Origin of the sequence: Helicobacter canis (genome assembly GCF_008693005.1) — a bacterium.
GTDB lineage: Bacteria > Campylobacterota > Campylobacteria > Campylobacterales > Helicobacteraceae > Helicobacter_B > Helicobacter_B canis.
On sequence record NZ_VXKE01000001.1, the window covers coordinates 193416 to 218837 of the forward strand.

The window sequence follows — 25422 nt, forward strand, 5'->3', positions numbered from 1 at the left end:
GTATTTTGTGAAGATATTTTTAAAGATTCTCATCGCCTCACTCATCGCTGGCACTTGGCATCAAATTGATAATGAGTCAGCTGGCGTAGCGATCGTGCTTTTTCTCTTTGTCCTAGCGGTGCTTTTGATGAATCCTGTCAAGTTCCAATCCCCTGAAAAGCGCGAAGAATACATCGAAAAACTCCGCAAGCAAAAGGAGCAAAAACTCGCCATAGCCCAAAAGCAAAAAGAAGAGCGAGCGCGCTTGAAAAAGGAAAAGCAAGATAGAGAAGCCCAAGAGCAGAAAGAATTCCACGCGCGAATGAAAAACCGATCCTAAAACCACACCACAAAGGACTAATATGAGCATTTTACTACTAATTTTAGCGGGCGTTGTAGTGTATTATCTCTACATCACCCTACAAGAATACCTAAAAAACCCAACCACGATAAAACCCCCTACAAAAGAGCCAAGCCCTACCCCCTACCCACTAGATTCTAGCCCTTATACCGCGCAAACCCCAGAGCAAAAGCTGCAAAACTCCTATGAAGGAGCTAGCATAACACTGCTAGCATATATGCTACAAGCAGGAGTGCGCAAGCAGGCAAAGCCCACAAACCAGCAAGACCCTAGCCAGCTAGAATCCACTTTTACTCCTTTGCAAATAGGGCTTGTAGAAGAGTTTGTCCGCTCTTTGTCGCTGCACTCCACTAAGCCAGAGTATGAGCAGAATCTACGCGCTTTGCTCACACACTACGCACCTGCCTACACCACAGCCCAAGCCAAACAATCTAGCCTAGATTTTAGCACCCTAGAGCAGCCAAGTATCGCTCATCTTGCTGGAATCTTTTTAGACAATACTTATGGCGAGTATAAAAAGCGTTTGCAGTTTGTCGAGCTTTTGCTAACTCTAGCGTGGAGCGATAGAGAGCTAAACCACGATGAGCAAGATATAATCCTAGATATTGCGGCGTTTTTGGAGATTGATAATGCTGACTTCAACGCGCTTTATGAAAGCTTTGAAACACTAGAGCCTAGCAGCGATGAAGCACTAAAAGCTGCAAAAACCCTAGAGCAAGTATTGAGCGAGCAAAAGGAGCAAACTCAAGCAAGCTTGCAGCAAGTCTTTTTCACCCATATCCAAAAGCTCTGTGCCAATGCGCGTAAAAAGGATAAGCCCCAAGCCACGCTGCTGCCCACACTTTTGGCGTGCGAGCAAGCCTATATAGACACATTGCAGCAGCTAGAATCTAGCTCGCCAAAATCGCCCAAATCTCGCACACCCAAAGCTTCTAAACCCCCCAAAAGCGATGATACAAGCGATGATACAAGCGGCGATAAAGTGGATTCTAGCCTGCAATCCTCGTTTGCCAAAGAATCTAGCCCTCAACATTCTGTGGATTCTACGGACTCTGCGCCCTCCACTACCCCACAACATAAGCCCCAAACTAGCGTGAGAAAGCGCGATAGCAGCTGGGATAATATCTAGCCTAAAATCTAGCCCAAAGGATCACTATGGCATATAGCTTTTCTACGATTATTTTGCGCTTGCAGGAGTTCTGGGCGAAGCAGGGCTGCGTGATTGTCCAGCCCTATGATATTCCAGCAGGTGCGGGGACATTCCACCCAGCCACTTTGCTACGCTCGCTAGATTCTACCCCGTGGAGTGTGGCGTATGTCGCGCCCTCGCGCCGCCCAAGTGATGGACGCTATGGGGAGAATCCAAACCGCCTAGGCAGCTACTATCAATTCCAAGTGCTTATCAAGCCAAGTCCCAGCAATATCCAACGCTTGTATCTAGCTTCTTTAGAGCTTTTAGGGATCGATAGTCAAATCCACGATATTCGCTTTGTTGAAGACAATTGGGAGTCGCCAACGCTTGGGGCGTGGGGGCTTGGCTGGGAAGTGTGGCTTGATGGTATGGAAGTTACGCAATTTACCTACTTTCAGCAAGTGGGGGGGATTGTGTGCGAGCCTGTGGCAGTGGAGATCACTTATGGGCTAGAGCGGCTTGCGATGTATATCCAAGGGGTAGAATCCATTTTTGACATCGCGTGGAACGATAGTGGCGTGCGCTATAAAGATGTGCATTTGCAGGGTGAGTATGAGTTCTCACGCTATCATTTTGAGGTAGCCAGCGTGCCAATGCTTTTTGATCTCTTTGCCAAAGCCCAAGATGAAGCTAGAGTCTGCCTAGAAGCCAAGCTCCCACTCCCAGCCTATGACTGCGTGATGCTCTCTTCACATTATTTTAATATCCTTCTAGCGCGCAAGGCGATTTCTGTAACCGAGCGGCAAAGCTATGTGCTAAAAATCCGCGAGCTTGCCAAAGAATGCGCCCTACTCTACAAAGAGCAGGAGCCAGAGCGCGCTAAGCGACTAGAGCAATGCTAGAGACTCTAGCTACCCCAATGCAAGTGGGCGAGATCTATGCGATCCTTGATGAGCTAAGTCCCTTTAACCTGCAGGCAAGCTGGGATAACTCTGGGCTAAATATTGGAGCAATGGGGCAGGAGGTAGAATCTATCGCGCTGGCACTAGAGCTAGATTCTACTATGGCGCAAAATTTAGAGCCAAATACCCTGCTAATCACCCACCACCCGATCATTTTCTCCGCGCTCAAATCCCTAGACACTGCCTCCTACCCAGCAAGCCTAATCGCCACGCTTTTGCAAAAAAACTGCGCCCTCATCGCTATGCACACAAACTTTGACCACACGCATTTAAACGCCTATTTCGCCCAAGAGATCCTAGGCTTTGCCACCACAGAGCAAGGCATAGCCCAGCACTGCCAGATCCCACCCACGCCACTACTAGAGCTTGCTAAAACTTGCAAGGAGATTCTATCACTAGAGCATATCCGCTTTGTGCAAGCAAGGGAGAGTATAGAGCATATTTATATTGTCTGTGGCTCTGGGGCTAGCTACGCTAGGGAGATCACCACGCCAAATAGCTGCCTAATCTGCGGCGATATTAAATACCACGATGCGATGATTGGCAAAAGCAATGGGCTAAGCTTCATCGATGTGGAGCATTATGCAAGTGAAAAGCATTTTGCAAAAATCCTGCAAAGCCTTTTGCAAATTAAGAATCTCGGTGCTACAATACTGCCTAACTTTTCCCCATTTTCTTACCTATAAGGACATTTATGAACAAACATTTGCAACAGCTCATACAAATTGCACAAATCGACAAAGAAGCCGACGCTCTTGTGCCTGTAATGCAGCAAAAGCGTGAGCATTTAGATGAACTTATCGCCCAAAAGCTCGAGCTTATCGCCACGCAATCACGCCTTAGCGAAGCAAAAGATGAAAACACCCAAGCCATAGCGCGCAATGAAGCAAATATCACAGACAATACTGCCAAGCTAGAGTCTATCACCCAGCGCATTAAAGATGGCTGCTCCGATAGAGAAGCACGCACGCTTGCCATTGAAGAAGACTTAGCAAAGGAGCAAATCAAGCACGCTAATAATGAGATAGCGCGCCTAAACAAAGAGCTAGAATCCTACACGCCAAAAGAGCAGGAGATCGCCCAGCAGCTAGTGCTACTAGAATCTAGCATTGAAGAAGAGCAGCGCAAAGTCGATGGGGAAATTGAAGAAGTCAAGCAAGCCCAGCAAGCTATCTTTGCTAAGAAAGAAAAGTGCATTACTTCTATGGATCAAAACATCATCGCCTTTTATGAGAAAATCCGCAAATGGGCGAAAAACTCCAGTGTCGTGCCTATCAAACGCCAAGCGTGTGGGGGCTGCTTTATCCGCCTAAACGACAAACTTTTAAGCGACATCTCCCACACCTCTGATATTATCACCTGCCCACATTGCGGCAGGATTCTCTACCTAGAATCTTAATCGTGGCAAGCAAGCCAAAGCACATAAGCATAGCTCTCTACTACCTACTCTGTGCTTTTGCGTGGCTTTTGCTTATGCCACTGCTTCTCTACCTTAGCATTAAGCCCAAATACCGCCACTCAATCCCTGCTAGATTTTTCCCATTTTTGCGCTCGCTTATGCCGAAATCTAGCGGATTTTGCAACGATTTTAGCCCGCATATTTGGCTACACGCCTGCTCCTTTGGCGAGATAAAATCTCTCGCTCCAATTATCCAAGCCCTAGCAAATCACAAGCGCAGGATTTTGCTCACTACCACCACGCAAACGGGCTTTGATCTCGCCCAAAGCACTTATGCTAGTGAGCCTACAATCCGCGTAGAGTTCCTGCCTTTTGAAATCTTTCTCCCTTTTTATAGACACCGCCTACAAGACTTGCAAAGCCTGATCGTTACAGAAGCTGAGCTATGGCTTGGACTTTTCTCCACTGCCAAGACACTAGGTGCGCAGACACTGCTTATAAATGCCAGAATCTCCACGCGCTCCTATCCCAAATACCGCCGCTTTAGATTCTTTTACCGCGTGCTTTTTAGCTGTGTTGATAGAGTCTTTGCCCAAAGTCAAGCCGACAAAGATCGCCTTAGCACCCTTGGCGCGCGCCACATAGAAGTGCTTGGCAATCTAAAGCTGCTAAGCCCGATTGCCACAAGTGCTACCTACCCTAAGCCCAGCAATCGCCTAGTGATTGTCGCTGCTTCAACCCATCAAGGTGAAGAAGAGCTGGTGTTGCAAGCCTTTAGCGCGCTTAAAAAGCTAGAATCTAGTAAAGTGGATTCTAGCCTGCTAATCCTAGCCCCGCGCCACCCCGAGCGATTTGACGAAGTAGCCACACAACTTGCTTCCTATCCCTTTGCAAGCGCGCGATTCACGCAAAGCGCACAAGTGCTTAATGATTCTAGCCTTGATGTCGTGCTGCTTGATACGCTAGGGGAGCTCAATAACTGCTATGCCATAGCAGATATAGTGATTTTAGGCGGCGCATTTATCCAAGCAGGGGGGCATAACCCGCTTGAGCCAGCATTTTTCCACACTAAGCTTATCAGCGGCAAGGCGATTTTCAATCAAGAAGCTCTCTTTGCCTGCATTGATGGCTATACCTTATGTGAGGCAAGCGAGCTAGAAGCAACGCTCCTAGCTCATCAAAGCTTGCCTAAAGCAGCCTATAAGCCTATGCCTATAGATCTTCTCTCGCTTGTGCATATCATCACGCACCCAAAGCAATCTCCACAACATAAGGACAATAATGGATAAAGCCTACAAACTCCTAAGCCTGCAAAAGCGCATTTCTCATAGCAAAGCAAAATCGCTCATCGATAGTGGGCTTGTTAGTGCCAATGGCAAGCGACTTACCCTTGCACGCACTCTGCTTGAGCCTAGCACAAGCTTCCAAGTCCAAGAAGTCGCGCCACTGCGTATAATCGAGCAAAAGGGCGATTTGCTCGTGGTCGATAAGCCAGCATTCCTTGAGAGCTATGCTATCCAAGTGCGCTTTAAGGGCTATGAGCTACTCCATAGGCTTGATAAAGAAACAAGTGGCGTGCTACTGCTTGCTAAGTCAAAAAGCCAAAAAGCCCTAGAGATTATCCACGCTTTTAAAGCACGCAAGGTAGAGAAAACCTACTACGCGCTTGTGAGCGGCATTGTCCCAGAATCTAGCACCATCAATGCCCCTATCCTTACCAAAAAGGATAAAAGTGCTAAAAGCAAGGTGCATAAAGATGGACTCCCTGCCATAACCCACATCACCCCAGAAGCCATTGTAGGTAAAAAGACTTTACTAAAAGTGCAGATAGAAACAGGCAGGACCCACCAAATCCGCGTGCATTTAGCCCATATAGGACACCCAATCCTAGGCGATAGCCTCTATGGCGGAGCAAATGCCGCGCGCCTTATGCTGCACGCAAGAGCAATTTGCGTGCTTGGAGAGAGCTTTGAAGCCCCAATGCCCTTTAGCCTTTGCTAATTTGGAGCGCGCACTAGAATCTAGCTCCCTACTCATAGCCAAAGAGTGGCGCGATAGCGTGTATCTACTACTCTGGGAGCTAGGCACAAATATCCTAAAATACGGCATAAATAACCTATACGCTAATGTGGTGCATACGCATTTAGTAAGCTCCCGCTCCCCACGCCCGCTAGATTCTAGCCTGCACATATTCACTTGCCATCTCCCACAAGGCGCGCTTGAGCTTGCATTTAGCTACCTTGTAGCACTTCCTAGATTCTACCTAGTCTCTAAGCCCACGCCCCATATACTCCAGAGCACTCTCTATGCCCCAAAGAGCGCGCGCGATTTTGCCCACCACCATAATCTAGGACACAAGGTCATTAAACGATATGCGGAAATTTTCTGCTACAATGCGCCGCAATTTATGATCACTTCCGCACGACATCGCACCATATCGATGACAATCAAAGGACAATATCTTGCAATTTAGCACGGCAAAGAGAAATGACATTTTGTATCTGTGCTGTGAAGGGCGCGTGAAAACCTATGAAGAGTATTTGGAGTTTGCGCACAAGCTTGATGGGCTTATTGCAGAGCATATAGATTCTAGCGAGAAGAGCTTTAGCTCTTGGCGCATTATGCTCCTTGATGCCTTCCCCTTTAACACCTACGCACTAGGTCATTTACTACGGCTAAAGCTTTACAATAACTACGACTTTACTCTTGCTACCAATGACTACCACCTGCTTGAGCTGCTAGAATCTGTGGAGTTTTCCACGATATTTTCTGTCAGTATCGAGCACGATCCGCGCGTGTATAAAAGCACTTAAGGGATACTTATGATAGAGCATTATAGCTTTTGGAACACGATTTATATGCACTTTGATCCTGTGGCATTTAACATATTTGGCATTAGTGTGCATTGGTATGGGATCGCGTATGTGTGTGCGCTGGTGTTCGCGCTTTTTGTCGCGCACTTTTTTATCCGCATAAACCCAGCGCGCTTCCCTATATCAAAGCAGCTTTTAGATAGCTATTTCATTTGGGCAGAAATTGGCGTGATTATAGGAGCTAGGATTGGCTATGTGCTTATCTATGATCCTGATAGATTCTGGTATCTAGCCCACCCGCTAGAGATTTTTAACCCCTTTGATATAGATGGGAAGTTTATCGGTATCCGTGGTATGAGCTTCCACGGCGGGGTGATTGGCTTCTTGCTTGTATCGTATGTGTTTATCAAAGCTAAGCGCGTAGCACTCCTGCCACTTTTAGATTTAGTAGCCATTAGCGTGCCTTTAGCATATATCTTTGGGCGTGTGGGGAACTTCCTAAACCACGAGCTATTTGGACGAGTGGTGAGCGAGACTGACGCCTTTGGGCAAAAGGTTGGGATTTTGGTCGATGGCGTGCTGCGCTACCCAAGCCAGCTGCTAGAAGCGATCCTTGAGGGATTGGTGGTGTTTGTCATCATCATAATAAGCTCGCGCGTAAAGCTCCTTACAAATGCGCTTATTGGCGTGTATGGGGTAAGCTATGGGCTTATGCGATTTGTCGCGGAGTATTGGAGAGAGCCTGACCCGCAGCTTGGGCTATTTGGCTCTTTGAGTATGGGGCAGATTCTCTCTTTGATAATGATTATCCTAGGGGTTTTGGTCATCATCTATGCTATGCAAAACAACCTACGAAATAATTCGCAAAACAATTTGCAAGGAGTGCGCAATGCTTCATCTAAATCCTAAGCTTCTAGCGTGGCTATGGCTACTGCTTGCTATCATCACAGAAGTGCTAGGCTCAAGCTTTTTAAAACTCGCGCAAAATATGAGCTATGGCTTTTTGGTTACAGCCTTTTTCATCTGTGTATCTTACTACTTCATTGGGCTATCCATTAAGCGCATAAGCGTGAGCGTAGCGTATGCGATGTGGGAAGTGCTTGGTGTTATATGTATTGTTTTGATTGGGATTTGGTATTTTGATGAAAATCTAGCTTTAGTGCAGTATGCTGGGATTGCGTGTGCGATTGCTGGGATTATGCTAATCAACTTTGGCGAGATAGATTCTAGCGAGCACACTACGCCATCTATAAAAGCCCTAGCCATTCTTGCAGCAGGGCTGCTTGGTATTGTAGCTCTTGCTTGGGCTTGCTCTCTTGTTAATAGCGCGCTCTTTGGGTTTTTCTTAGTATGTGCAGCAGCGGTGCTTGATGTGGTGGCAAATCTCTTGCTTAAAGCCTCAAATGGCTTCTCTAAGCTGGGCTATGGGCTAGGAGCGGTGGGCGTGGTGATTGGGGCATTTTATCTGCTTATGCTAGCCCTAGATTCTATGGAGCTTGCAGTGGCGTATTCTAGCTGGGGGGCGATAGGGATTATCGGCACGATTGCTGGGGGTAGAATCTTATTTGGAGAGAGGCTTAATGCCATAGGCTATGTGGGGGTCGTGCTAGTTATCGCAGCAGTTGGGCTTTTGCACGAGATTGTCTAAGGCAATACTATGGATATGTATATAATTCTTACCACCACAAGTAGCAAAAAGGAGGCAAAGACCATCGCCAAAGCTCTCCTAAAGCGCAATCTCATCGCCTGCGCACAGTGGAGCAAAATCCAGAGCCTTTATCGCTTTGATGGCAAAATCTGCTGTGATAAAGAATATCTCTTGCGGCTTAAAACCACCAAAAGCGCGCTAGAAGAGACAAAGGCAATGCTGCTCTCACTCCATAGCTATGAAGTGCCGCAGTATCTCGCCATAGCTGTTGATGAGATCAGCCAAGAGTATTTAGACTTTGTCTATCAAGCCACTACTTAGGCATAAAGCAGTAGTTTAAGTAGGCTTGTATTACAATAGCTAGAATCTAATGAAGGAGAATTGATGTTTGACACGCTTAGCAGCTCTCTGCGCGCTATCACGGCTAAAATCCGTTTCAACGATGATGAAAAGGCTCTCACTCGCGCCCTAGATGAGCTCAAAAAAACCCTACTTAAAAATGATGTCCATCACAAAGTTACCAAATCTCTGCTTGATCAAATTGCTATACAAACAAGGGAGAAGGGCATAGGCAAGCAAAGCTTCTTAGATGCCTTGCAAGCTGCATTGCTGCAGATTCTAACCACAAGCGGACATTATGGCTTCATCTACGCACCAAAACCCCCTACAATCGTGCTTATGTGCGGCTTGCAAGGCAGCGGGAAAACAACCACTTCTGCCAAGCTTGCTAACTACCTAAAAACACGCAACAAAAAGGTGCTGCTTGTAGCCTGTGATTTAGCGCGCCTTGCAGCAGTGAAGCAGCTCCAAGTGCTAGGAGAGCAAATCGAAGTAGAAGTCTTTAGCCCAGATTCTATGCCAAATCCAGCAGAATCTAGCCCAGTAGCAGTGGCGCAAGCAGCCAAAAAGCGCGCAGAGCAAGGCGGCTTTGATGTGATGATTGTGGATTCTGCTGGGCGATTGGCGATTGATGAAGCACTAATGAGCGAGCTGCAAGATTTACGCAAGAGCCTAGAGCCTAATGAGATCTTTTATGTAGCAGACTCTCTTAGCGGGCAAGATGGCATTAGAAGTGCGCAGAGCTTCCACGAGCGCGTGGGGCTTAGCGGGGTGATTCTCACTAAGTTTGATAGCGACTCTAAGGGCGGTATCGCTCTAAATATCGCTTATCAGCTGCAAATCCCGCTACGATTTATTGGTAATGGTGAGAAAATCCCCGATCTTGACATTTTTATCCCTGATCGCATTGTCTCGCGGCTTATGGGAGCTGGAGATATAGTCTCACTTGCAGAGAAAACCGCCACAATCATTGATGAAAAAGAAGCAAAATCCATTAGCAAAAAGCTCAAAAAGGGGCAGTTTGGCTTTGAAGACTTCTTAGCACAAATCGAAAATGTCAAAAAGCTTGGCTCAATGAGCTCGCTTGTATCGATGATCCCGGGTCTCTCCCAAGTGGCTGGACAGCTTAAAAATGTGGATTTGGATAATTCTAAAGAGCTAAAAAATATCCGCGCGATGGTAGATTCTATGACGAAAAAGGAGCGTGAGAATCCAGACTTACTCAATGGCTCAAGACGCAAGCGGATAGCGCAGGGAGCTGGACTTGAAGTAGCCGACATCAATCGCATCATCAAGCAATTTGATATGGCATCAAAAATGGCAAAGAAACTTAGCCAAAAAGGTGGTATGCAGGATTTTATGGGCTTAATGGGGCAAATGAAAGGCAATGTAAGGCGTTAGAACGGGCATTTAAGGGTAAAAATATATTTTTGTGTGTATAATCCGCACTTTACTTGATAATCTAAGGAGAAAATATGGCAACTGTGATACGACTAACTCGTATGGGTCGAAAGAAAAAGCCATTTTATCGCGTAGTAGTTACAGACTCTCGCAAGAGACGCGATGGGGGCTGGATAGAATCCATTGGCTACTATAATCCACTAACTCAGCCTGCAACAATTAAAATTAACACTGAGCGACTCGCCTATTGGAAGGGTGTAGGTGCGAAAATGAGCGAGCGTGTAGAGAAGCTCGCGAGCGGAAAATAGTCAGGCAAGCGTTGCAACTCTCAAGGACTTGAGACTTATGGTTGAGAAATTTTTAGAAACTTATGTGAAAAAGATTGTCGCCTTCCCAGAGCAAGTCTCTATACAATCCAAGCAAGAAGATGGCGTGCGACTCTTAGATGTGTTTGTCGCACTTGATGATATGGGGCGAGTCATTGGCAAAGATGGCAGAATGATCGTCTCTTTAAAGACTTTTGTCTCTGGCTGTAAGGCAAAAGATGGAATGACCTATAAAATCACTGTGCATCCTTGCCAGCCATAGCTTATGGATACCACTCTCTATGACAGCACAGCTAAGTCTCCCGAAAAACACACACAGCAGCTCCCCCAAGACAAAAGCCACATAACCCAAAGCCACACAATTGAAGTAGGCAAGCTCGGCAGAGCAGTAGGACTTAAGGGCGCACTAGTTTTCCACCTTATGAGCGATTTCGCAGAGTTTATCCAAGCTGGCACAATGCTCGTAGCGCATAAGCCTAGCCGCACACTTATCGTAGAATCTATCACTAAAAGACACAGCAGTATGCTCATCACCTTTGAAGGTGTAGATTCTAGGGAGAAAGCGCAAGAGCTTGTCAATGTGAGGCTTTTCACCAGTAAGCAAGAAACCCGTGCAAAATGCCCACTGAAAAAAGATGAGTTTTTCTACTTTGATATTATTGGGCTAGCAGTGATCGAAGAAGGTGAAGTGCTAGGTAAAGTGATTGACATAGAGCGCATTGGCACTACGGACTATTTGCTTATCAAGCAAGATAGCCAAGCCCAAAGCCAAACAAGCCCAAAGCCAAACAAAGCGACAAAAAAGAAATCCAAGATATTTTATATCCCCTACATCGATACCTATGTGCTTACCATCACACTTGCTAGCCCCACGCAAAGTGGCGGGGTTTTCACGCAAAATGCCAAATCACTCTGTGAGTAATGTAATGACCTTTAGCTTCATCACGCTTTTTCCCGCACTTATTGAAAGCTACTTTCAAGACTCCATCTTAAAAATCGCTAGGGAAAAGGGTTTAATTGCCACGCGCACAATCCAGCTGCGCGATTTTGCACTTGATTCTTACAAAAGTGTCGATGCTCCGCAAATTGGCGGTGGAGCTGGGCAAGTGCTCTTGCCCAATGTGCTAGAAAGAGCGATCAACCACGCCGCTAGCCAGCAGCACACACAAGAAGCAGAATCCAAAAATGCCCACATTATATTTCTCACTCCTTGCGCTAAGCATTTTACACAAAGCGATGCAATCCGCCTAGCCACAAAGGAGCATATTGTCTTTGTGTGCGGGCGGTATGAAGGGATTGATGAGCGAGTGATTGAGGCGTATGCAGATGAAGTGTTTTGCATTGGGGATTTTATCTTAACAGGTGGAGAGCTTGCTGCACTATGCTTATGCGATAGCATTGCGCGCCAGATTCCACAAGTGCTGGGCAATGCTAGCTCGCTTCAAGGCGAGAGCTTTGAAAACTCCCTACTTGAAGCACCGGTCTTTGCACGCACAAGCGAAAATTTTAAGGATTTTGCTCCTGTTTCAGAGTATTCAAAGGGAAACCACAATAAAATAGCCGCTTTGAAAAACCATTTAGCTCTGTGCAAGACACGCTATTTTCGACCAGATTTATTTGAGCGATGGAAAACTACACAAAGGGTGCGCAATGAAAAATAGATATATAGAAAGCTTTGAAAAAGCTCAAATCAAAGACAAGCAAGTGCCTAGTTTTAAGGCTGGCGATACCATTAAGCTAGGGATCCGCATTGTAGAGGGAGATAAGACTAGAATCCAAAATTTTGAGGGTGTGTGCATTTGCATTCGTGGTAATGGCGTGGGCAAGACTTTCACCGTGCGCAAAATCGGCGCGAACAATATCGGCGTAGAAAAAACTTTCCCACTTTATAGTGAAAGTCTTGAAAGTATCAATGTGCTTCGTGTAGGGCGTGTAAGAAGAGCTAGACTCTACTATCTGCGCGATCGCAAAGGCAAAGCCGCCAGAATCAAAGAAGATAGAAGCTAGCTTTCACTCACGAGCTTACTACTATGTGCTAAACTTTTTAAAAAGCACATAAATCTCTAGATGTTTTGCTAAGTAATCCACCCTACTAGAGACTACAAAAGGTGGTGCGATCTTGTCTCCTGCTATTTGCTCCTTGCGGGATAACCCGCATTTATTAGACCAAGCTCAAGCTTTCTTGCTCAAGGCGTGGGCAGATGAAAAAACACAAAAATTCTATGAAGAAGTCTTGCAATGTAGCGTAAATACCAAAGGCTTTATTCCACATTTTCTCTTTGCTTTGTTGGATAAGCAAATTGTAGGCTGCGTGGGCGTGGCATTGCAGGATTTTGTCTCCTGTGCGGATATATATCCATTTTTGATCGCTCTCTATGTTGCAGAGCCTTATCGCAACAAGAACATCGCAAGCGCACTCATCAAGCAAGCTAAAAATGACTGCCAAGCCCAAGGATTTACTAGCCTGTATCTTTGCACTAACTTACAGGGATTTTATGAACGCTTTGGGTTTATACTCCATACACAAGCCCACGACATCTTTGGCTACAATAATCTCATCTATCAATGCAGCCTAGCACACTAATATCTAAAACTGCGCCATAAACACAAAAATCTACTTATTGTTCATCAATTCTCGCATAGATAGGTAGCTATTTAGCGCAGAGATATAGGCTTTTGCCGTGGCACTCATCGTATCTACATCAATCCCGTGCCCAATAACCGCGCGATTTGCCTGCGCAAACTCCACCTTGACAACGACTTTTGCCAAAGCATCTTTACCACTTGTAACAGACTCTACCTTATAATCCTTAAGCGTGCCCGCTATCCCGCTAACTCTATCAATACTCTTTAGCACAGAATCCACCGCACCATTGCCAAGCGCAGAATCACTTAGCTCTATCCCATCACGCACAACACTTACTGCAGCGCAATATTTGGCATTGGAGCAGGCACTCACTTGCACAAGCGAGAGCGTGAAAACTTGTGGAATATGCGTAGTCTCTTCTCCTATGATTGCACGAATATCATCATCAAACACTTCTTTTTTGCTATCACACAAATGCTTAAAGCGCGTAAAGGCTGCTTGCAGCTCTTCGTCATTAAGGCTAAAGCCAAGATCAGCAATCTTGTCCTTAAATGCCGCGCGCCCAGAATGCTTACCGAGCACAAGGCTAGTGGATTCTACCATACCAATGTCGCTTGGCTTGATGATTTCATAAGTCTCCCTATGCTTTAGTATCCCATCTTGATGTATGCCACTCTCGTGAGCAAATGCATTCTTCCCGACAATCGCCTTATTTGGCTGTGGGCAAATCCCCGTAATATCTGCCACAAGCTTGCTTGTGGGGTAGATTTCTTTTGTGTTAATATGTGTATCAACACTAAAAAGCTCTTTGCGTGTTTTGATAATCATCACAAGCTCTTCTAAGGCAGTGTTGCCTGCACGCTCGCCAAGCCCATTTATCGTGCATTCCACTTGCCTAACCCCAGAGCCAATGGCTGCTATGGAGTTTGCCACAGCCAAGCCCAAATCATTATGGCAGTGCATAGAGAGCATTGCAGAATCTTTAACAAAACTATGCACTTGAGCGACAAAAGCTCCAATTTCTGCAGGCAAGCGATAGCCCACGGTGTCAGGGAGATTGATCGTGCTAGCTCCTGCTTCAATCACAGCTGGGATAATCTCACGCAAAAATCCCATATCACTGCGCAAGGCATCTTCACAGCTAAACTCCACATCATCACACAAAGTCTTAGCATATCGCACCGCTTCAATAGCCTTTTTCATCACAGCATCTGGAGAGAGCTTGAGCTTGTATTGCATATGGATAGGGCTTGTAGCGATAAAGGTGTGGATTCTGCGTCTTTTAGCCTGCTGCGTAGCTTTTGCTGCTTGCTCAATATCACTAGGAATGGCGCGCGCAAGTGAGCAAACAATAGTGCGCTCTAAAACTTCAGCAATCCTACTAATCGCTTCAAAATCGCCTTTGCTCGAAGCCGCAAAACCCGCCTCAATCACATCAACCCCAAGCTTTTCAAGCTGCAAAGCTATCTTTACTTTCTCTTCCATATTCATAGAAGCACCCGGGCTTTGCTCCCCATCTCGCAATGTTGTATCAAAAATCACAATATCATTTACCATATTCTCCCCCTATATGCCAAATAAGATCCTAACACACCTAGAATCTATCAAATACGAACCTTAAGAGCGCATAAACTCCACCAAAGACACGGGACAAGTAGAATCTATACCCGTTTTATCATCATTCTACATAGCAAAAAGCACCACCGCCCAACCCCATACAACACATACGCACTCATCAGCACACACAGCACTTCTACATAAAACTTAGAGCTAATGATAGCTGCGATGACAATAAGCATTATGACAAAAATTTTTAGATTCCACGCGATTTTTTTAAAACTAGGGTAGCGAATATTGCTCACCATAAGAATGCTTACAATAAAGGCAATAATCAAAAGCACATAGCCATAGTGTGGTGCTAAAAACCCATAGCGCAAATCAGCTAGAATCCACAGCACCACAATCACAGCAGCTGATGGTATAGGCAGCCCGATGAAAGTATTTGGCTCAGTATTTGAAGTCGTTACATTAAATCGCGCCAAGCGAATTGCGCCAAAAATCACAAAAAGTGCGCAGACAAACACACGATACAAGCCATATACGCCATCAAGCCCATAGTTTGCCCCTGTTGTTGGCAGATAATAATACACAAGCATAGCAGGAGCGACACCAAATGCTACAATATCAGCCAGAGAGTCAAACTCCACGCCAAATTTACTTGAAGTATTGGTAAGCCGAGCCACCCTCCCATCTAGCCCATCAAAAATCATCGACAGCACAATAAGCCACGCCGCTTGCTCAAACAAGGAGTTAGATGCAAGCATAATGCTCACAATCCCAAAGAATATGCTCCCTGCTGTAAAAAAATTTGGCAGAGCATACAAAGGATTGATATTCATTTGATATATCCTAAGACATTCACACCGCCTTTAAGCTTATCACCAATATGCGCGCGAATCTCCACAGAATCTGGAAGCTCCAAAACCAATGTGCCAACTTTCATAAAGCCCATTCTCTCGCCCAAGCGATAGGCGATTGGAGCATAAAATCTAGTGTGTTTAAACACTTTAGGATACAACCATATCGAGCAAGAAATCTTGCCGATAATATCTGCACGCATCACTTCATTTAGCTCCTTTTGCAATGGAGAAAAATACGCCACAAGCCCAAATTTTTTCTCAAGTGTAATAGTTTCAACCTCTTGGGGTGCGCGCACAAGTCCAACATCAAAGAATGATACATCAATACTAATACGCGTAGTGCCTTGCCTATGCTCAATATTGCTAATAGTCCCATCAATAGGTGCCAGCACAATATCATCACCCCTATCAATAGGTGTTCGCTCTGGATTTCTAAAAGCCCAAAGCCAAGCAAGCAGCAGCACAACACCAAGCAAAAACCCTAGAGAAAAATCAAACACGCGACAAAGCACAATCCATACAATAAACCACATAATACCAAGAAAAGACTCTCTCGTGATGATTTGGATACTGCTCATCTATACCTCCTCTTCTTGCTCCTTAATGATGCGCGATGGCATATTGTTTTCCTGCTCATACGCCTCAATGATCTCACGCACCTTATCACCATCAATGACTTCTTTATCAAAAAGCTCTTTTACCATAGATTCTATAGCACCATTATATTCTTGCAGGAGCTGTTTCACAGCCTTAAAACGCTCATCTAAAGTCTTGCGCACAAATACATCTACATATTCTGCTGTTTTCTCGCTAAACTCCCTAGCATTCCCCATTCCCCCGCCTAAAAATGCGTTGCGCTGCTTCTCTAGCACCATAAGCCCATTTTCATCAGTCATACCATAGTAGCTAATCATCGCCTTAAGTATATCAGTAGCACGCTCCAAATCATTGCTCGCTCCAGTAGAAATCTCACCTAAGAAGACATCTTCAGCCGCCCTACCCCCAAGCAGCACATCGACTTCTGCAAGCAACTCGTGCTTTTGCATAAGGTATTTGTTTTCTTCTGGGGTATTAAGCGTATAGCCAAGTGCTGCCATACCACGCGGGATAATGGAAACTTTATTAACTTTGGAAGCACCTTTTGTCATCTCAGCTACTAATGCGTGCCCACTCTCGTGGTAGGCGACAATCTTTTTCTCCTTAGGGGAGATTCTACGAGATTTCTTCTCTAGTCCAGCGATCCCGCGCTCAACTGCTTCTTTAAGATTTGCTTGGGAGACTTGTTTTTGGTTATTGCGTCCAGCGAGCAATGCCGCTTCATTGATGATATTTGCCAAATCTGCTCCAGCAAGCCCAGCTGTAAGCTTAGCTATCTCCTCCAAATCCACATCACGCGCTAATTTGACAGATTTAATATGCACCTTAAGAATCTGCACACGCCCATTGAAATCTGGCTTATCTACAAGCACCTGCCTATCAAATCGCCCCGGACGCAAAAGAGCAGGGTCTAGCACTTCAGGGCGGTTGGTCGCTGCTAGCACGATGACAGGAGCATTTTCACTGCCAAAGCCGTCCATCTCTGCTAGAAGCTGATTGAGCGTCTGCTCTCTTTCATCATTGCCGCTAATCATTCCCCCAGCAGCGCGCGACTTCCCTATAGCATCAATCTCATCGATAAAGATAATGCTAGGGGCTTCCTTTTTCGCCATTTCAAATAAATCACGCACACGACTCGCCCCAAGCCCTACAAACATCTCTATAAAGCTACTCCCACTCATAGAGAAAAACGGCACATTCGCTTCTCCAGCCACAGCTTTGGCTAGGAGAGTTTTCCCCGTGCCCGGAGGTCCCACAAGCAGCACGCCTTTGGGGATTTTCGCGCCAACAGCAGCGTAGCGGTCGGGGTATTTGAGAAAATCTACAATTTCTACAACCTCTTCTTTAGCCTCTTCATTTCCTGCCATATCATCAAACTTCACCTTGGGCTTCTCGGCATTGACAAGCTTCTTGCTACTGCCCATACCAAAGATCCCCCCGCCCATACTCTTTTGCATTCTGCTTGCTAGAAACATCCACAAGCCCAAAAACACAAAAATAGGCAGCAGCCAGCCAAGTGTCTCTGTGAAGAAATTCGACTCGCTAAAACCGCCATAGCTGATTTTATGCTCTTCTAGCAGCGGCACAAGTGAAGGATCAGCGACCTTGCGTGCGACATATACGACCTTTGCACCACTTGCATCAATCCCACTTGCTTTGATAATACTCTGCCCAATGCTGACATTTTGCACTTGCTTGGTTGCAATGAGCTGCTTTAGCTCATAATATTCGATATTCCTACTAGCACCTGCACCAAAGCCGCCTAAGCTAGAATCTGCACTTGTAAATTTCACTACAAGCATAGCCACAATCGCAAATACCACAAAAAGCAAGATAGGATTTTGCTTCATTGGTGGCTTTTTATCATTATTTGGATTATCATTTTGCGCCATTTCTTCCTCTTTATAACTGCTTAGATCCTTGCATTATAGTATATTTTGCATAATGTTTATGTTACCAATGCAAACTTAAGACTCAGCCACTCATCTCTATGCTCTTTTTGTAAAAGCTGCATATCGCCAAAAATCTCCAAAATCCATTCACATTTTTCTTCAAGAATCCCAGAGAGAATCAACACGCCACTAGGCTTTAAGGCAGCAACAAAGTCATTACGCATACACGCAAGCACATCAGCTACAATATTTGCACAAATCACATCATAAGAATGGAGCGCGCTGGATTCTAGCAGTATATCTGCCAAAGAGCCCTGCTCAACTTTACGCGCACATACGCCATTTTTTTCAAAGTTCTTGCGTGTTTCTTCCACAGCCAGCATATCCACATCACACGCATCGACAATGCCACCTTGCTTTGCCATAATAATGCCTAGAATCCCACTCCCACACCCTACATCAAGACAATGCTTACTAGCAAGATCCATAGCAGATAGCAATGATATACACATAAAAGTGCTTGCGTGATGTCCAGACCCAAACGCCAAGGCTGGATCAATCACAATATTTTCTCTCCCATTTTTAGGCAAATGCCACGATGGACGGATATAGAATCTACCACACTCTAAAGGAGTAATACCAGCCTGATAGAGTGCGATCCAGTCTTGGTTAGACTTATGCTCCACTGCATAAGCGAACCCAACCTTGCGCCCGAGTCGCTGCGACACCACACAAGCGAAAGATTCCAGTGCCTGCACAAGCGTCTTATCACTAAGATTATCGCTCTCATCATCTATCCATACAGACCCCCCACACGCATAATCACGCAAAGGCGTAGAGCTAGGGTCATACAAAGAGCGGATCACAAGAGCTTGGCGTGGTAACGCTCGCCGCGGTGCTGCAAGCATAGAGTCTCTATCATCTTGTGAAACATTATAGAATCTAAATGCAGACAAATCAGCCAGTGTGCTAGTGGCTATCTCTTCAAGTGCCTCACCTGTAATCTGCACGATAAAATCCGCGAAAATCTCACAACAATCCGTTGGGATACATACCATCTCTGCATAGGTGTGAGAGTTAGTGCTAGCGTGCTGTGGCATAGGCTTTGAGCTTTAGTAAGGTCCTAGTGAAGCAAATAATGCAAGATAAATCAGCGGATCAAAAGTGCTGGGCTAGTCATTAACCCCAAGCACAACTTCAAGCTTTTCTTTCAAAACTTGCGGCGTAAATGGCTTGACGATATAGTTATTCACACCAGCCTTAAGTGCGGTTATAACCTCGGACTTCCCGCCCTCAGTGGTTACCATAATGATAGGAATCTCCTTATAGCGGTCATCGGCGCGCACCTTTTTCACCAAATCAAGCCCATTCATCTCTGGCATATTCCAATCTGTGATTAGCACGCCAATCCCCTCTTTTGTATCCATAATCTCCCACGCTTCCACGCCGTGCTCAGCCTCCAAAATATCTTCATACCCCAAACGCTGCAAAGTGTTTTTAATGATTCTGCGCATAGTCGAACTATCATCAACAACTAACAATTTCAAAGCAACTCCTTATATGGATCATCAAGGAATCTCCGCAACCCTAACGCTTGCAAAGACACCACAGAGATAATTCAATGGATAGTAATAATTTGGAATCATAGCATAAAACTACAAAATTTATCTCATTTTCTTTGTGCCTGCATAAAAGCTTCTGGCAAATCGATTCGTTTCTCATACAATGCTTTACCGATAATCACGCCACCTTGCAGACTATGCGCAATAAAAGCTTGCGAGAGAGAGGCTATATCTTGTGCGTCTTTAAGCCCTCCACTTGCGATGATGGGCAGCCCACTTGCCCTCCCCATAGCTACGCTAAAATCCACATTCACCCCGCTAAGCGCGCCATCTCGCCCAATATCTGTGCAAATAAGTGCTTGCACCCTGCTGCCTTGGTAGAATCTAGCTAGATCCAGCGCATCTATACTGCTAGATTCTACCCAGCCGTTGATGGCGACTTTGCCATTGATCGCATCAATCCCTACTGCTATGGGATATTTCTCTGCAAGCGACCTAGCAAGCTCTGGCGAGTTCGCAGCGAGAGAGCCTAAAATTAAGCGATCAATCCCCAAGTCAAGATAGCGTTTAATGCTCTCTTCATCTCTAATCCCCCCGCCCAGCTGAAGCAAAAGCTTTGTATTTTTACGGATAGATTCTATGGCAGCTAGATTCTCACTTTTACCACTTAATGCCCCATCAAGATCGACTATATGCACCCATTTTGCCCCATCTTGCTCAAATCCTTTGGCAAACACACACGGATCTCCATAGATCGTGGCACTCCGCATATCGCCCTTATACAATCGCACAGCCTGCCCATTTTGTAAGTCAATCGCTGGGAAAATCTCCAGCATAAGCACCCCCTTAGTAGATTGGATAGTTTTACAAATTATAGTCTTTATATTACAATTCTTGCCTTATTTCATTAGCATCTCTAGGAGTTCCTATGCAGAATCTGCTCAAGTGCTTTGAGTATCTCAAATCTTACCATATCGATATGCTTGATGCCATAGCAGTGATGATGGAGCTATTTTTCTTGCAATCTAAGCAGCCAGAGCGACTTGAGCAAATACTAAAGCTTCAAAAGCCCAAAGCCTATGAGGCACTAACACAGGAGCTACGAGCACTCATTGAGCCAGAGCTGCTTATAGAGCCAAGCCCTAAAATCAATCCGCACAAGATTCTAAAGCTCCTTGCTACTGCCAAGCTATCGCACAGCACCATAGAGCAGTTTCTCCATATCATCACGCAGAAAAAAACAGCCAACAAGCTCTACTTCTACTCCACACCCTATGAGATCAATCAGCTCTTGGTAGGGATTTTGGATATGCAAGTAGGAGAGAGCATTTACAACCCTTGCTATGGTATGGGGAGCGTGTTTCTAAGTCTTGCATACATTGCAGAGTCTATCACGCTCTATGGTGAAGAGCTTGATCCTAAGCTCTCGCTTATTGCACGCATTGTCGCCAAGCTAAGTGCGCTAGAATCTAGCCAGCTCTATGTCAATGACATCTTAGCACACCCAATTTTCACGCAAGATTCTGGCTACAAAAAGTTTGACAAAATCCTATGCAACCCTCCCTTAAACGCCCACCTAGGCACAGAGCTACTTAAAGATGATGAGCGATTTAGCACTGCTGGCAGTTTGATTAAAACTTACCCCGAGCTAGTATTTTTACTCCACTCACTCGCGCACCTTGGGAAAAAGGGCGTATTTATCGTGCGCAATCAAACCTTGATGAAATCTTCCCTAGAAAAACGACTGCGCGATAAATTATGCGAAGATGAGATGATAGAAGCCATCATCGAGCTGCCTAAAAACATCTTCCCCCACCAAAGCCACGATTTTTCCCTGCTTGTAATCTCGCACAACAACAAGCAGATTCTACATATTGATGCAAGTAGTGAGCATTTCTACACCAAAGATGGCAAGTATAATCGCCTAATCAATATCCAAGAGATCCTGCATCTCTACCACACCAAATCCCAAAGCCCCTACTCAAGCCTAACGCCAATTATCTCCATAAACCCCCAAGATTTACGCGCACACAGCTATGTCAAAGAGCGCGCCACCCCGGCAAAATCCACAGCCCGCACACTTAGAGATCTTGGCATAGAAATCTTCCGCGGGCAGAGAACCTATGGCACGCAAAAAGATGAGGCGATAGAGTTTTTTGACATAGGGATTGCTGATTTTGCACCTTGTGGCTACACAGAGAGCTTTCAAACCAAAAAACAGCGCGGCAATAAGGATAAAATCAACAAATACCAAGTGCGCTCCTATGATATTTTGCTCTCACTTCGTGGCATTAGCCCAAAACTTACAATCCTAGGAAAAATCACGCATAAAAGTGTCGTCAATGCTGGGATCATCGTGCTACGCGCTCCTAGCAAAGCCATAGCGCAAGGCTTATATTGCTACTTGTTTTCACAGCAAGGGGAGCAAGCCCTAGCACATTTGTATAAAACAGGTGCTGATGGCACGATCCATACACAAAATCTAGCCAGCCTACTTATCCCAAGCACTTATGCACACAATGCCCAAGCCACCCTGCAAGAGCTTAATGCCCTGCGCGACCAGCTCCAAGTAATCCACTCCACAATCCACTCCATCAAAGCACGCCCTTATGACCCAGCAAACCAATAAGCAAGATCTAACCATCAAGCACTCTTGTATCCGCGACATCACGCACGGCAAGAATCTCTGCGTGATCGAGCCTGTGAATCTCTATGAATGCACCTTTGGTGATAATGTCTTCATCGGTCCATTTGTCGAAGTCCAAAGCGATGTGTCCATAGGTAGCCATTGTAGAATCCAAAGCCACAGCTTCATCTGCTCACTCACACACATTGATGATCACTGCTTCATAGGACACGGAGTAATGTTTATCAACGATACTTTTGCTAATGGCGCACCAGCAAAGCATAAAAGCCAGTGGAAAGGCGCACGCATAGGTAAAAATGTCAGCATAGGGAGCAATGCAACGATTCTACCCGTTAGCATCTGTGATAATGTCGTAATTGGCGCAGGAGCAGTTGTGGCAAAAGATATTACAGAGTCTGGATTCTATATAGGCAATCCCGCAAGAAAGCTGCGCGATCTCCCACAAGCCTAGAATCTAGCCCAAGAGTCCAAATGCTAGAATCTAGCTAGATTCTAGGTCTAGACAGAATCTAAAGGGCTAAAATTTAAACCCATACTCCAGCGACACTATCCCAGCAGGGCTAAAGTGCGATGCCCTGCGCGCTGGCAAGAAGCGATAGATAAGGTTAATGCGACTATGTTTGCCTACCATTGCTGTCAATCCCGCTTGCATAAAGACCTCTCCAGCCTTTTTCATTTTACTCCAGCGGTTATAGTCCTTTTGGTCATAGTAGAGATAGGCATCAGCTCCAATCCCCAAAATCCCCCCTAAAAAGACACTATGCTCCTTAGAAACAGGAAACTCCGCGATTGCATCAATCCCTAAAGAAAGCATAGTAAGCATACCAGAATGCTTGCCAAACCCCATATCAAAGCCAAAAAATCCGCGCACGCCTATATAGCGATTAAAAAAACTCATCGTGCCTGCGCGTATCCCAAATGACGGAATAGGGATAAGATTATCATACGGGCTAGCAATGTTGTTGCTGATACTAATGCCCCCATCACCTTTAGCACTACTAAGCAAGCTCACGCCCACGCCTAGCCCTATGTATTTCCCGCTTTTTTGGCGGCTTATGGCGGTGCGCTCCGTTACTGCCTGACAGAGATCATCGCAAGCTACTTGGCTAGATGGTGGCTCGCTCGCTGCAAATGCCCGCACAATGCTAACAAATAAAAATACTATGCCAAATATGCCTTGATAAGCGCGCATTATTGAAGCTGCCTTTTAGGTGTAGTGGAAAGCAGATTCTAGCACAAGATGACTTAAGCGCAAGCTACTTGGCTAACATAGTGGTAAATGGCACAACATCATAATCGCGGATATTTTGCTCCATTTGCCAAAGGTAGCTAGAGACATTGGCTTTGTCGATAATATGCGTGCGCTCTCTCAAGGCTTGGATAAAGATTCTATTCATATCGATATTATAGTGCTCTGGGTCCATATAGTTTGCAATTTGTGTAGTGTAGCTTAAATCATCAAAGCCATACATACTAGCATTTGGCAGCTCGGCAATCTCTTGGGTGAGATAGGTGATAGACTCTTGCCATTTAGCGAGCTTATCGCTCCCGTGTATCCGCCAATGTAAGCGCGAGTATGGGGGGATAATGAGAGAGAAATGCGTATTTGGGTGCTCCTTAATGAAGGACAAAAGGTAAGTTTGTAGATAGATTCTAGTGGCTCTTGTATCAGTGCTAGAAGTATTATCAAGCTTAGTAAAAGGTGCGTGATCAAAGCTCCTTAGACTCTCCATCATCGATTGTACCCTATCATTTTCGTGTGCTATCCAATTATCAAACCCGCCAAAGAGATCTGTCACCCCACTTTCATCGACCAACGCCCACGGCAGAAGCATATTAAGATCCTTTACCCCTGTGCAGATTTTCGCGCTAGAGAAGCTAAGCGCACAGAGAAGAAACTTATTATTCATATAGATCTTTATATCATTGTATGGATTTTCATCATAGAGATAGTCAAAGGAGTCTGTCTTGCTAGGACTTGGTGATATGAGAGAAAAATCATCTAAAGAATACACAATATGCTTTGGCTGCTTATGTTCTAGCAAATAGCGCAAAATCACCGCCCTTGTGTCAAATGAGCTTCCTGCCATAGAGATATTTACCCACGCTCCATCTAGATTCTGCTCCATCTCGCTTGCTAGGATATTTTGCAGCATACACGAGCCTAGAATATAGTGTGTGAAGTCATAATGCGTGATAATGCCCTTATTCTGCACTCTCGTATCATCAGTGAAAGCATTTTCACGGAAGTATGGCTTATGATAGAGCTGCAAAGGATCATAGATATAAAGCAGCCCCACAATCACCACACCACACGCCACCGCCTGCGCAATCACCCATAGCACAAATGATCTATGCGACATCACAACTCCTAGAAATTAAAGTATAAAAACGCACTATAATCATTGCCACCGATATAGCACAGAGAAATGCTCAGTAAAATGGCGCAGAAAGTGGCGTTATAGACTCTTAGTCGCAAGTTGCTAACAATTTCACAGCTATTGCGTAAAAATAGCGTGATCACAAAGCCAGCGACTAAGAAAATCACCATAAAAATAGAGCTCTCAAACTTCACTACATTTGCGATCCACATCACACCAAACTCCACCCCCCACTCGCTTAAAGCCCCAAGCTTAGACTCTAGGCTCTTTGGCAGCACTAAAGAGCCAAAAAACATACCCTGTAATAAATTCACCGCGCCTTGTATATTTTCTGCCCTAAAAAACACCCAAGCGATATTGATAAAATTAAATGTAAGAATCCAGCAAAGCAGGATATAGATTCTAGTTTGCATAAATCGCACATAGAGACTTGCAGAATCTAGCTTTTTATATAAAAGCATATAAATTCTATGCACCACCATTGCCACCCCGTGCAAACTCCCCCATATCACAAAGCCCCACCCAGCTCCGTGCCATACTCCGCTTAAAAATGCGACTATAAAAAGATTTCTTAAAGTAAGCAGGTTGTTCAAAGCCACATAGAATCTACTTTGTCTATAGGCTAGATTTTGATTGCCCCCTAATGGGATATAAAGATACTCTTTTAAAAATCTCCCTAAAGTGATATGCCAATTTCTCCAAAATGCAGCAATATTCAATGCCTTATAAGGTGAGCTAAAATTGATAGGTAAAACAATGCCAAATAACAACCCCAACCCTATTGCCATATCACAATATCCGCTAAAATCAAAATAGAGCTGAAAGGTATAGCTTAAGCTTGTTGCCCAAGATTCTAAGCAATTTAAAATAGCTCCATTTTCTACTGCACTAAATCCAGCATTCGCCCATTTAGCAAAGCTATCGGCGATTACTACTTTTTTAAATAAGCCTATGGAGAAGATGAATAAGCCTTTAG

Annotated in this window: 31 protein-coding genes and 1 pseudogene; 22 read left to right on the forward strand and 10 right to left on the reverse strand. The window is 45.1% G+C overall.

Going from position 1 to position 25422, the window contains the following annotated elements; translation table 11 throughout:
* Nucleotides 1-7 precede the first annotated feature (7 nt).
* The 20 genes and pseudogenes from F4V45_RS00900 (at nt 8) to F4V45_RS00990 (ending at nt 12944) form a co-directional block, all read left to right on the forward strand.
* Entirely contained in the window at nt 8-319 is a 312-nt protein-coding gene (locus F4V45_RS00900) for a hypothetical protein (protein ID WP_023929070.1), read from the forward strand.
* Nucleotides 320-341: 22 nt separating this feature from the next.
* Nucleotides 342-1469, forward strand: a complete 1128-nt coding sequence (locus F4V45_RS00905) for a TerB family tellurite resistance protein (protein ID WP_150336644.1) — start codon at nt 342-344, stop codon at nt 1467-1469.
* 26 nt (nt 1470-1495) lie between these two features.
* Nucleotides 1496-2374: a glycine--tRNA ligase subunit alpha gene (gene glyQ / locus F4V45_RS00910; RefSeq protein ID WP_150336645.1), complete on the forward strand. Its 879-nt coding sequence runs from the start codon at nt 1496-1498 to the stop codon at nt 2372-2374.
* Nucleotides 2368-3120: a Nif3-like dinuclear metal center hexameric protein gene (locus F4V45_RS00915; RefSeq protein ID WP_150336646.1), complete on the forward strand. Its 753-nt coding sequence runs from the start codon at nt 2368-2370 to the stop codon at nt 3118-3120. Before glyQ ends, F4V45_RS00915 begins: the two co-directional genes overlap by 7 nt.
* 8 nt (nt 3121-3128) lie before the next feature.
* Nucleotides 3129-3833, forward strand: a complete 705-nt coding sequence (locus F4V45_RS00920) for a zinc ribbon domain-containing protein (protein ID WP_150336647.1) — start codon at nt 3129-3131, stop codon at nt 3831-3833.
* Between the two features lie 23 nt (nt 3834-3856).
* On the forward strand, nt 3857-5122 hold the full coding sequence (gene waaA, locus F4V45_RS00925; RefSeq protein WP_456237430.1) for a lipid IV(A) 3-deoxy-D-manno-octulosonic acid transferase: 1266 nt from the start codon (nt 3857-3859) through the stop codon (nt 5120-5122).
* A complete protein-coding gene (locus tag F4V45_RS00930; RefSeq protein WP_150336648.1) occupies nt 5115-5834 on the forward strand; it encodes an RluA family pseudouridine synthase in 720 nt (239 codons plus the stop codon). The genes waaA and F4V45_RS00930 overlap by 8 nt, the downstream gene beginning before the upstream one ends.
* On the forward strand, nt 5803-6306 hold the full coding sequence (locus F4V45_RS00935; RefSeq protein WP_150336649.1) for a hypothetical protein: 504 nt from the start codon (nt 5803-5805) through the stop codon (nt 6304-6306). The genes F4V45_RS00930 and F4V45_RS00935 overlap by 32 nt, the downstream gene beginning before the upstream one ends.
* Complete coding sequence (locus tag F4V45_RS00940; protein ID WP_150336650.1) at nt 6296-6646, forward strand: hypothetical protein; 351 nt, start codon at nt 6296-6298, stop codon at nt 6644-6646. Before F4V45_RS00935 ends, F4V45_RS00940 begins: the two co-directional genes overlap by 11 nt.
* A gap of 9 nt (nt 6647-6655) precedes the next feature.
* On the forward strand, nt 6656-7555 hold the full coding sequence (gene lgt, locus F4V45_RS00945; RefSeq protein WP_150336651.1) for a prolipoprotein diacylglyceryl transferase: 900 nt from the start codon (nt 6656-6658) through the stop codon (nt 7553-7555).
* A pseudogene (locus F4V45_RS09535) lies at nt 7536-7814 on the forward strand (DMT family transporter); the annotation flags it as partial. The gene lgt and the pseudogene F4V45_RS09535, both read left to right, overlap by 20 nt.
* 120 nt (nt 7815-7934) lie before the next feature.
* On the forward strand, nt 7935-8294 hold the full coding sequence (locus F4V45_RS00950; protein WP_246144969.1) for an SMR family transporter: 360 nt from the start codon (nt 7935-7937) through the stop codon (nt 8292-8294).
* A gap of 9 nt (nt 8295-8303) precedes the next feature.
* A complete protein-coding gene (gene cutA, locus F4V45_RS00955) occupies nt 8304-8615 on the forward strand; it encodes a divalent-cation tolerance protein CutA (RefSeq protein ID WP_150336652.1) in 312 nt (103 codons plus the stop codon).
* Between the two features lie 63 nt (nt 8616-8678).
* Nucleotides 8679-10034, forward strand: a complete 1356-nt coding sequence (gene ffh / locus F4V45_RS00960) for a signal recognition particle protein (protein WP_023929083.1) — start codon at nt 8679-8681, stop codon at nt 10032-10034.
* 74 nt (nt 10035-10108) lie between these two features.
* The gene (gene rpsP, locus F4V45_RS00965; RefSeq protein WP_023929084.1) at nt 10109-10342 is read left to right on the forward strand and encodes a 30S ribosomal protein S16; all 234 of its coding nucleotides are present in this window, start codon (nt 10109-10111) and stop codon (nt 10340-10342) included.
* A gap of 37 nt (nt 10343-10379) precedes the next feature.
* Nucleotides 10380-10622: a KH domain-containing protein gene (locus F4V45_RS00970; protein ID WP_023929085.1), complete on the forward strand. Its 243-nt coding sequence runs from the start codon at nt 10380-10382 to the stop codon at nt 10620-10622.
* A gap of 3 nt (nt 10623-10625) precedes the next feature.
* The gene (gene rimM, locus F4V45_RS00975) at nt 10626-11282 is read left to right on the forward strand and encodes a ribosome maturation factor RimM (protein ID WP_150336653.1); all 657 of its coding nucleotides are present in this window, start codon (nt 10626-10628) and stop codon (nt 11280-11282) included.
* A gap of 4 nt (nt 11283-11286) precedes the next feature.
* Nucleotides 11287-12021 carry a tRNA (guanosine(37)-N1)-methyltransferase TrmD gene (gene trmD, locus F4V45_RS00980; protein WP_150336675.1) on the forward strand — a complete coding sequence of 245 codons (735 nt, stop codon included), beginning with the start codon at nt 11287-11289 and terminating at the stop codon, nt 12019-12021.
* Nucleotides 12011-12367: a 50S ribosomal protein L19 gene (rplS, locus tag F4V45_RS00985; protein ID WP_023929088.1), complete on the forward strand. Its 357-nt coding sequence runs from the start codon at nt 12011-12013 to the stop codon at nt 12365-12367. The genes trmD and rplS overlap by 11 nt, the downstream gene beginning before the upstream one ends.
* A 112-nt stretch (nt 12368-12479) precedes the next feature.
* Nucleotides 12480-12944 carry a GNAT family N-acetyltransferase gene (locus F4V45_RS00990; protein WP_246144965.1) on the forward strand — a complete coding sequence of 155 codons (465 nt, stop codon included), beginning with the start codon at nt 12480-12482 and terminating at the stop codon, nt 12942-12944.
* Nucleotides 12945-12974: 30 nt separating this feature from the next.
* Here F4V45_RS00990 and F4V45_RS00995 read toward each other — a convergent pair whose 3' ends face one another.
* From F4V45_RS00995 to hisA, 7 genes are all read right to left on the reverse strand, one after another.
* Nucleotides 12975-14504, reverse strand: coding sequence for a 2-isopropylmalate synthase (locus tag F4V45_RS00995; RefSeq protein ID WP_150336655.1), 1530 nt, complete (start codon nt 14502-14504; stop codon nt 12975-12977).
* Nucleotides 14505-14608: 104 nt separating this feature from the next.
* Entirely contained in the window at nt 14609-15346 is a 738-nt protein-coding gene (pssA, locus tag F4V45_RS01000) for a CDP-diacylglycerol--serine O-phosphatidyltransferase (RefSeq protein WP_150336656.1), read from the reverse strand.
* A complete protein-coding gene (locus tag F4V45_RS01005) occupies nt 15343-15945 on the reverse strand; it encodes a phosphatidylserine decarboxylase (RefSeq protein WP_150336657.1) in 603 nt (200 codons plus the stop codon). The genes pssA and F4V45_RS01005 overlap by 4 nt, the downstream gene beginning before the upstream one ends.
* Nucleotides 15946-17856, reverse strand: coding sequence for an ATP-dependent zinc metalloprotease FtsH (gene ftsH / locus F4V45_RS01010; RefSeq protein WP_150336658.1), 1911 nt, complete (start codon nt 17854-17856; stop codon nt 15946-15948).
* 56 nt (nt 17857-17912) lie between these two features.
* Nucleotides 17913-18956: a 50S ribosomal protein L11 methyltransferase gene (prmA, locus tag F4V45_RS01015; RefSeq protein ID WP_150336659.1), complete on the reverse strand. Its 1044-nt coding sequence runs from the start codon at nt 18954-18956 to the stop codon at nt 17913-17915.
* 72 nt (nt 18957-19028) lie between these two features.
* Entirely contained in the window at nt 19029-19403 is a 375-nt protein-coding gene (locus F4V45_RS01020; protein ID WP_023929097.1) for a chemotaxis response regulator CheY, read from the reverse strand.
* A 122-nt stretch (nt 19404-19525) separates the two neighbouring features.
* Nucleotides 19526-20251, reverse strand: coding sequence for a 1-(5-phosphoribosyl)-5-[(5-phosphoribosylamino)methylideneamino]imidazole-4-carboxamide isomerase (hisA, locus tag F4V45_RS01025; protein ID WP_150336676.1), 726 nt, complete (start codon nt 20249-20251; stop codon nt 19526-19528).
* A 95-nt stretch (nt 20252-20346) separates the two neighbouring features.
* On the opposite strand from hisA, the gene F4V45_RS01030 reads away from it, so the two are divergent.
* Nucleotides 20347-22047, forward strand: a complete 1701-nt coding sequence (locus tag F4V45_RS01030; RefSeq protein ID WP_150336660.1) for an N-6 DNA methylase — start codon at nt 20347-20349, stop codon at nt 22045-22047.
* Nucleotides 22028-22516 (forward strand): acyltransferase, encoded by a 489-nt coding sequence (locus F4V45_RS01035; RefSeq protein ID WP_150336661.1) that lies wholly within the window; start codon nt 22028-22030, stop codon nt 22514-22516. The genes F4V45_RS01030 and F4V45_RS01035 overlap by 20 nt, the downstream gene beginning before the upstream one ends.
* Nucleotides 22517-22582: 66 nt before the next feature.
* Here F4V45_RS01035 and F4V45_RS01040 read toward each other — a convergent pair whose 3' ends face one another.
* From F4V45_RS01040 to F4V45_RS01050, 3 genes are all read right to left on the reverse strand, one after another.
* Complete coding sequence (locus F4V45_RS01040; protein ID WP_150336662.1) at nt 22583-23257, reverse strand: outer membrane beta-barrel protein; 675 nt, start codon at nt 23255-23257, stop codon at nt 22583-22585.
* A 64-nt stretch (nt 23258-23321) separates the two neighbouring features.
* Nucleotides 23322-24428, reverse strand: coding sequence for a hypothetical protein (locus tag F4V45_RS01045; RefSeq protein ID WP_150336663.1), 1107 nt, complete (start codon nt 24426-24428; stop codon nt 23322-23324).
* An 8-nt stretch (nt 24429-24436) separates the two neighbouring features.
* Nucleotides 24437-25422, reverse strand: a 986-nt coding sequence (locus F4V45_RS01050; protein ID WP_150336664.1) for an MBOAT family O-acyltransferase, incomplete at its 5' end; no start/stop codon positions are given.

Excerpts from the sequence above, each read along its gene's own strand:
- rpsP (WP_023929084.1), top strand. The coding sequence starts at position 10,109 with ATGGCAACTGTGATACGACTAACTCGTATGGGTCGAAAGAAAAAGCCA.
- ffh (WP_023929083.1), top strand. The coding sequence starts at position 8,679 with ATGTTTGACACGCTTAGCAGCTCTCTGCGCGCTATCACGGCTAAAATC.
- rimM (WP_150336653.1), top strand. The coding sequence starts at position 10,626 with ATGGATACCACTCTCTATGACAGCACAGCTAAGTCTCCCGAAAAACAC.
- trmD (WP_150336675.1), top strand. The coding sequence starts at position 11,287 with ATGACCTTTAGCTTCATCACGCTTTTTCCCGCACTTATTGAAAGCTAC.
- cutA (WP_150336652.1), top strand. The coding sequence starts at position 8,304 with ATGGATATGTATATAATTCTTACCACCACAAGTAGCAAAAAGGAGGCA.
- F4V45_RS00970 (WP_023929085.1), top strand. The coding sequence starts at position 10,380 with ATGGTTGAGAAATTTTTAGAAACTTATGTGAAAAAGATTGTCGCCTTC.
- F4V45_RS00915 (WP_150336646.1), top strand. The coding sequence starts at position 2,368 with ATGCTAGAGACTCTAGCTACCCCAATGCAAGTGGGCGAGATCTATGCG.
- F4V45_RS00995 (WP_150336655.1), bottom strand. The coding sequence starts at position 14,504 with ATGGTAAATGATATTGTGATTTTTGATACAACATTGCGAGATGGGGAG.
- lgt (WP_150336651.1), top strand. The coding sequence starts at position 6,656 with ATGATAGAGCATTATAGCTTTTGGAACACGATTTATATGCACTTTGAT.
- F4V45_RS00920 (WP_150336647.1), top strand. The coding sequence starts at position 3,129 with ATGAACAAACATTTGCAACAGCTCATACAAATTGCACAAATCGACAAA.
- F4V45_RS01035 (WP_150336661.1), top strand. The coding sequence starts at position 22,028 with ATGACCCAGCAAACCAATAAGCAAGATCTAACCATCAAGCACTCTTGT.
- rplS (WP_023929088.1), top strand. The coding sequence starts at position 12,011 with ATGAAAAATAGATATATAGAAAGCTTTGAAAAAGCTCAAATCAAAGAC.
- glyQ (WP_150336645.1), top strand. The coding sequence starts at position 1,496 with ATGGCATATAGCTTTTCTACGATTATTTTGCGCTTGCAGGAGTTCTGG.
- F4V45_RS01040 (WP_150336662.1), bottom strand. The coding sequence starts at position 23,257 with ATGCGCGCTTATCAAGGCATATTTGGCATAGTATTTTTATTTGTTAGC.
- F4V45_RS01030 (WP_150336660.1), top strand. The coding sequence starts at position 20,347 with ATGCAGAATCTGCTCAAGTGCTTTGAGTATCTCAAATCTTACCATATC.
- ftsH (WP_150336658.1), bottom strand. The coding sequence starts at position 17,856 with ATGGCGCAAAATGATAATCCAAATAATGATAAAAAGCCACCAATGAAG.
- F4V45_RS01045 (WP_150336663.1), bottom strand. The coding sequence starts at position 24,428 with ATGTCGCATAGATCATTTGTGCTATGGGTGATTGCGCAGGCGGTGGCG.
- F4V45_RS00930 (WP_150336648.1), top strand. The coding sequence starts at position 5,115 with ATGGATAAAGCCTACAAACTCCTAAGCCTGCAAAAGCGCATTTCTCAT.
- F4V45_RS00905 (WP_150336644.1), top strand. The coding sequence starts at position 342 with ATGAGCATTTTACTACTAATTTTAGCGGGCGTTGTAGTGTATTATCTC.
- F4V45_RS01005 (WP_150336657.1), bottom strand. The coding sequence starts at position 15,945 with ATGAGCAGTATCCAAATCATCACGAGAGAGTCTTTTCTTGGTATTATG.
- pssA (WP_150336656.1), bottom strand. The coding sequence starts at position 15,346 with ATGAATATCAATCCTTTGTATGCTCTGCCAAATTTTTTTACAGCAGGG.
- prmA (WP_150336659.1), bottom strand. The coding sequence starts at position 18,956 with ATGCCACAGCACGCTAGCACTAACTCTCACACCTATGCAGAGATGGTA.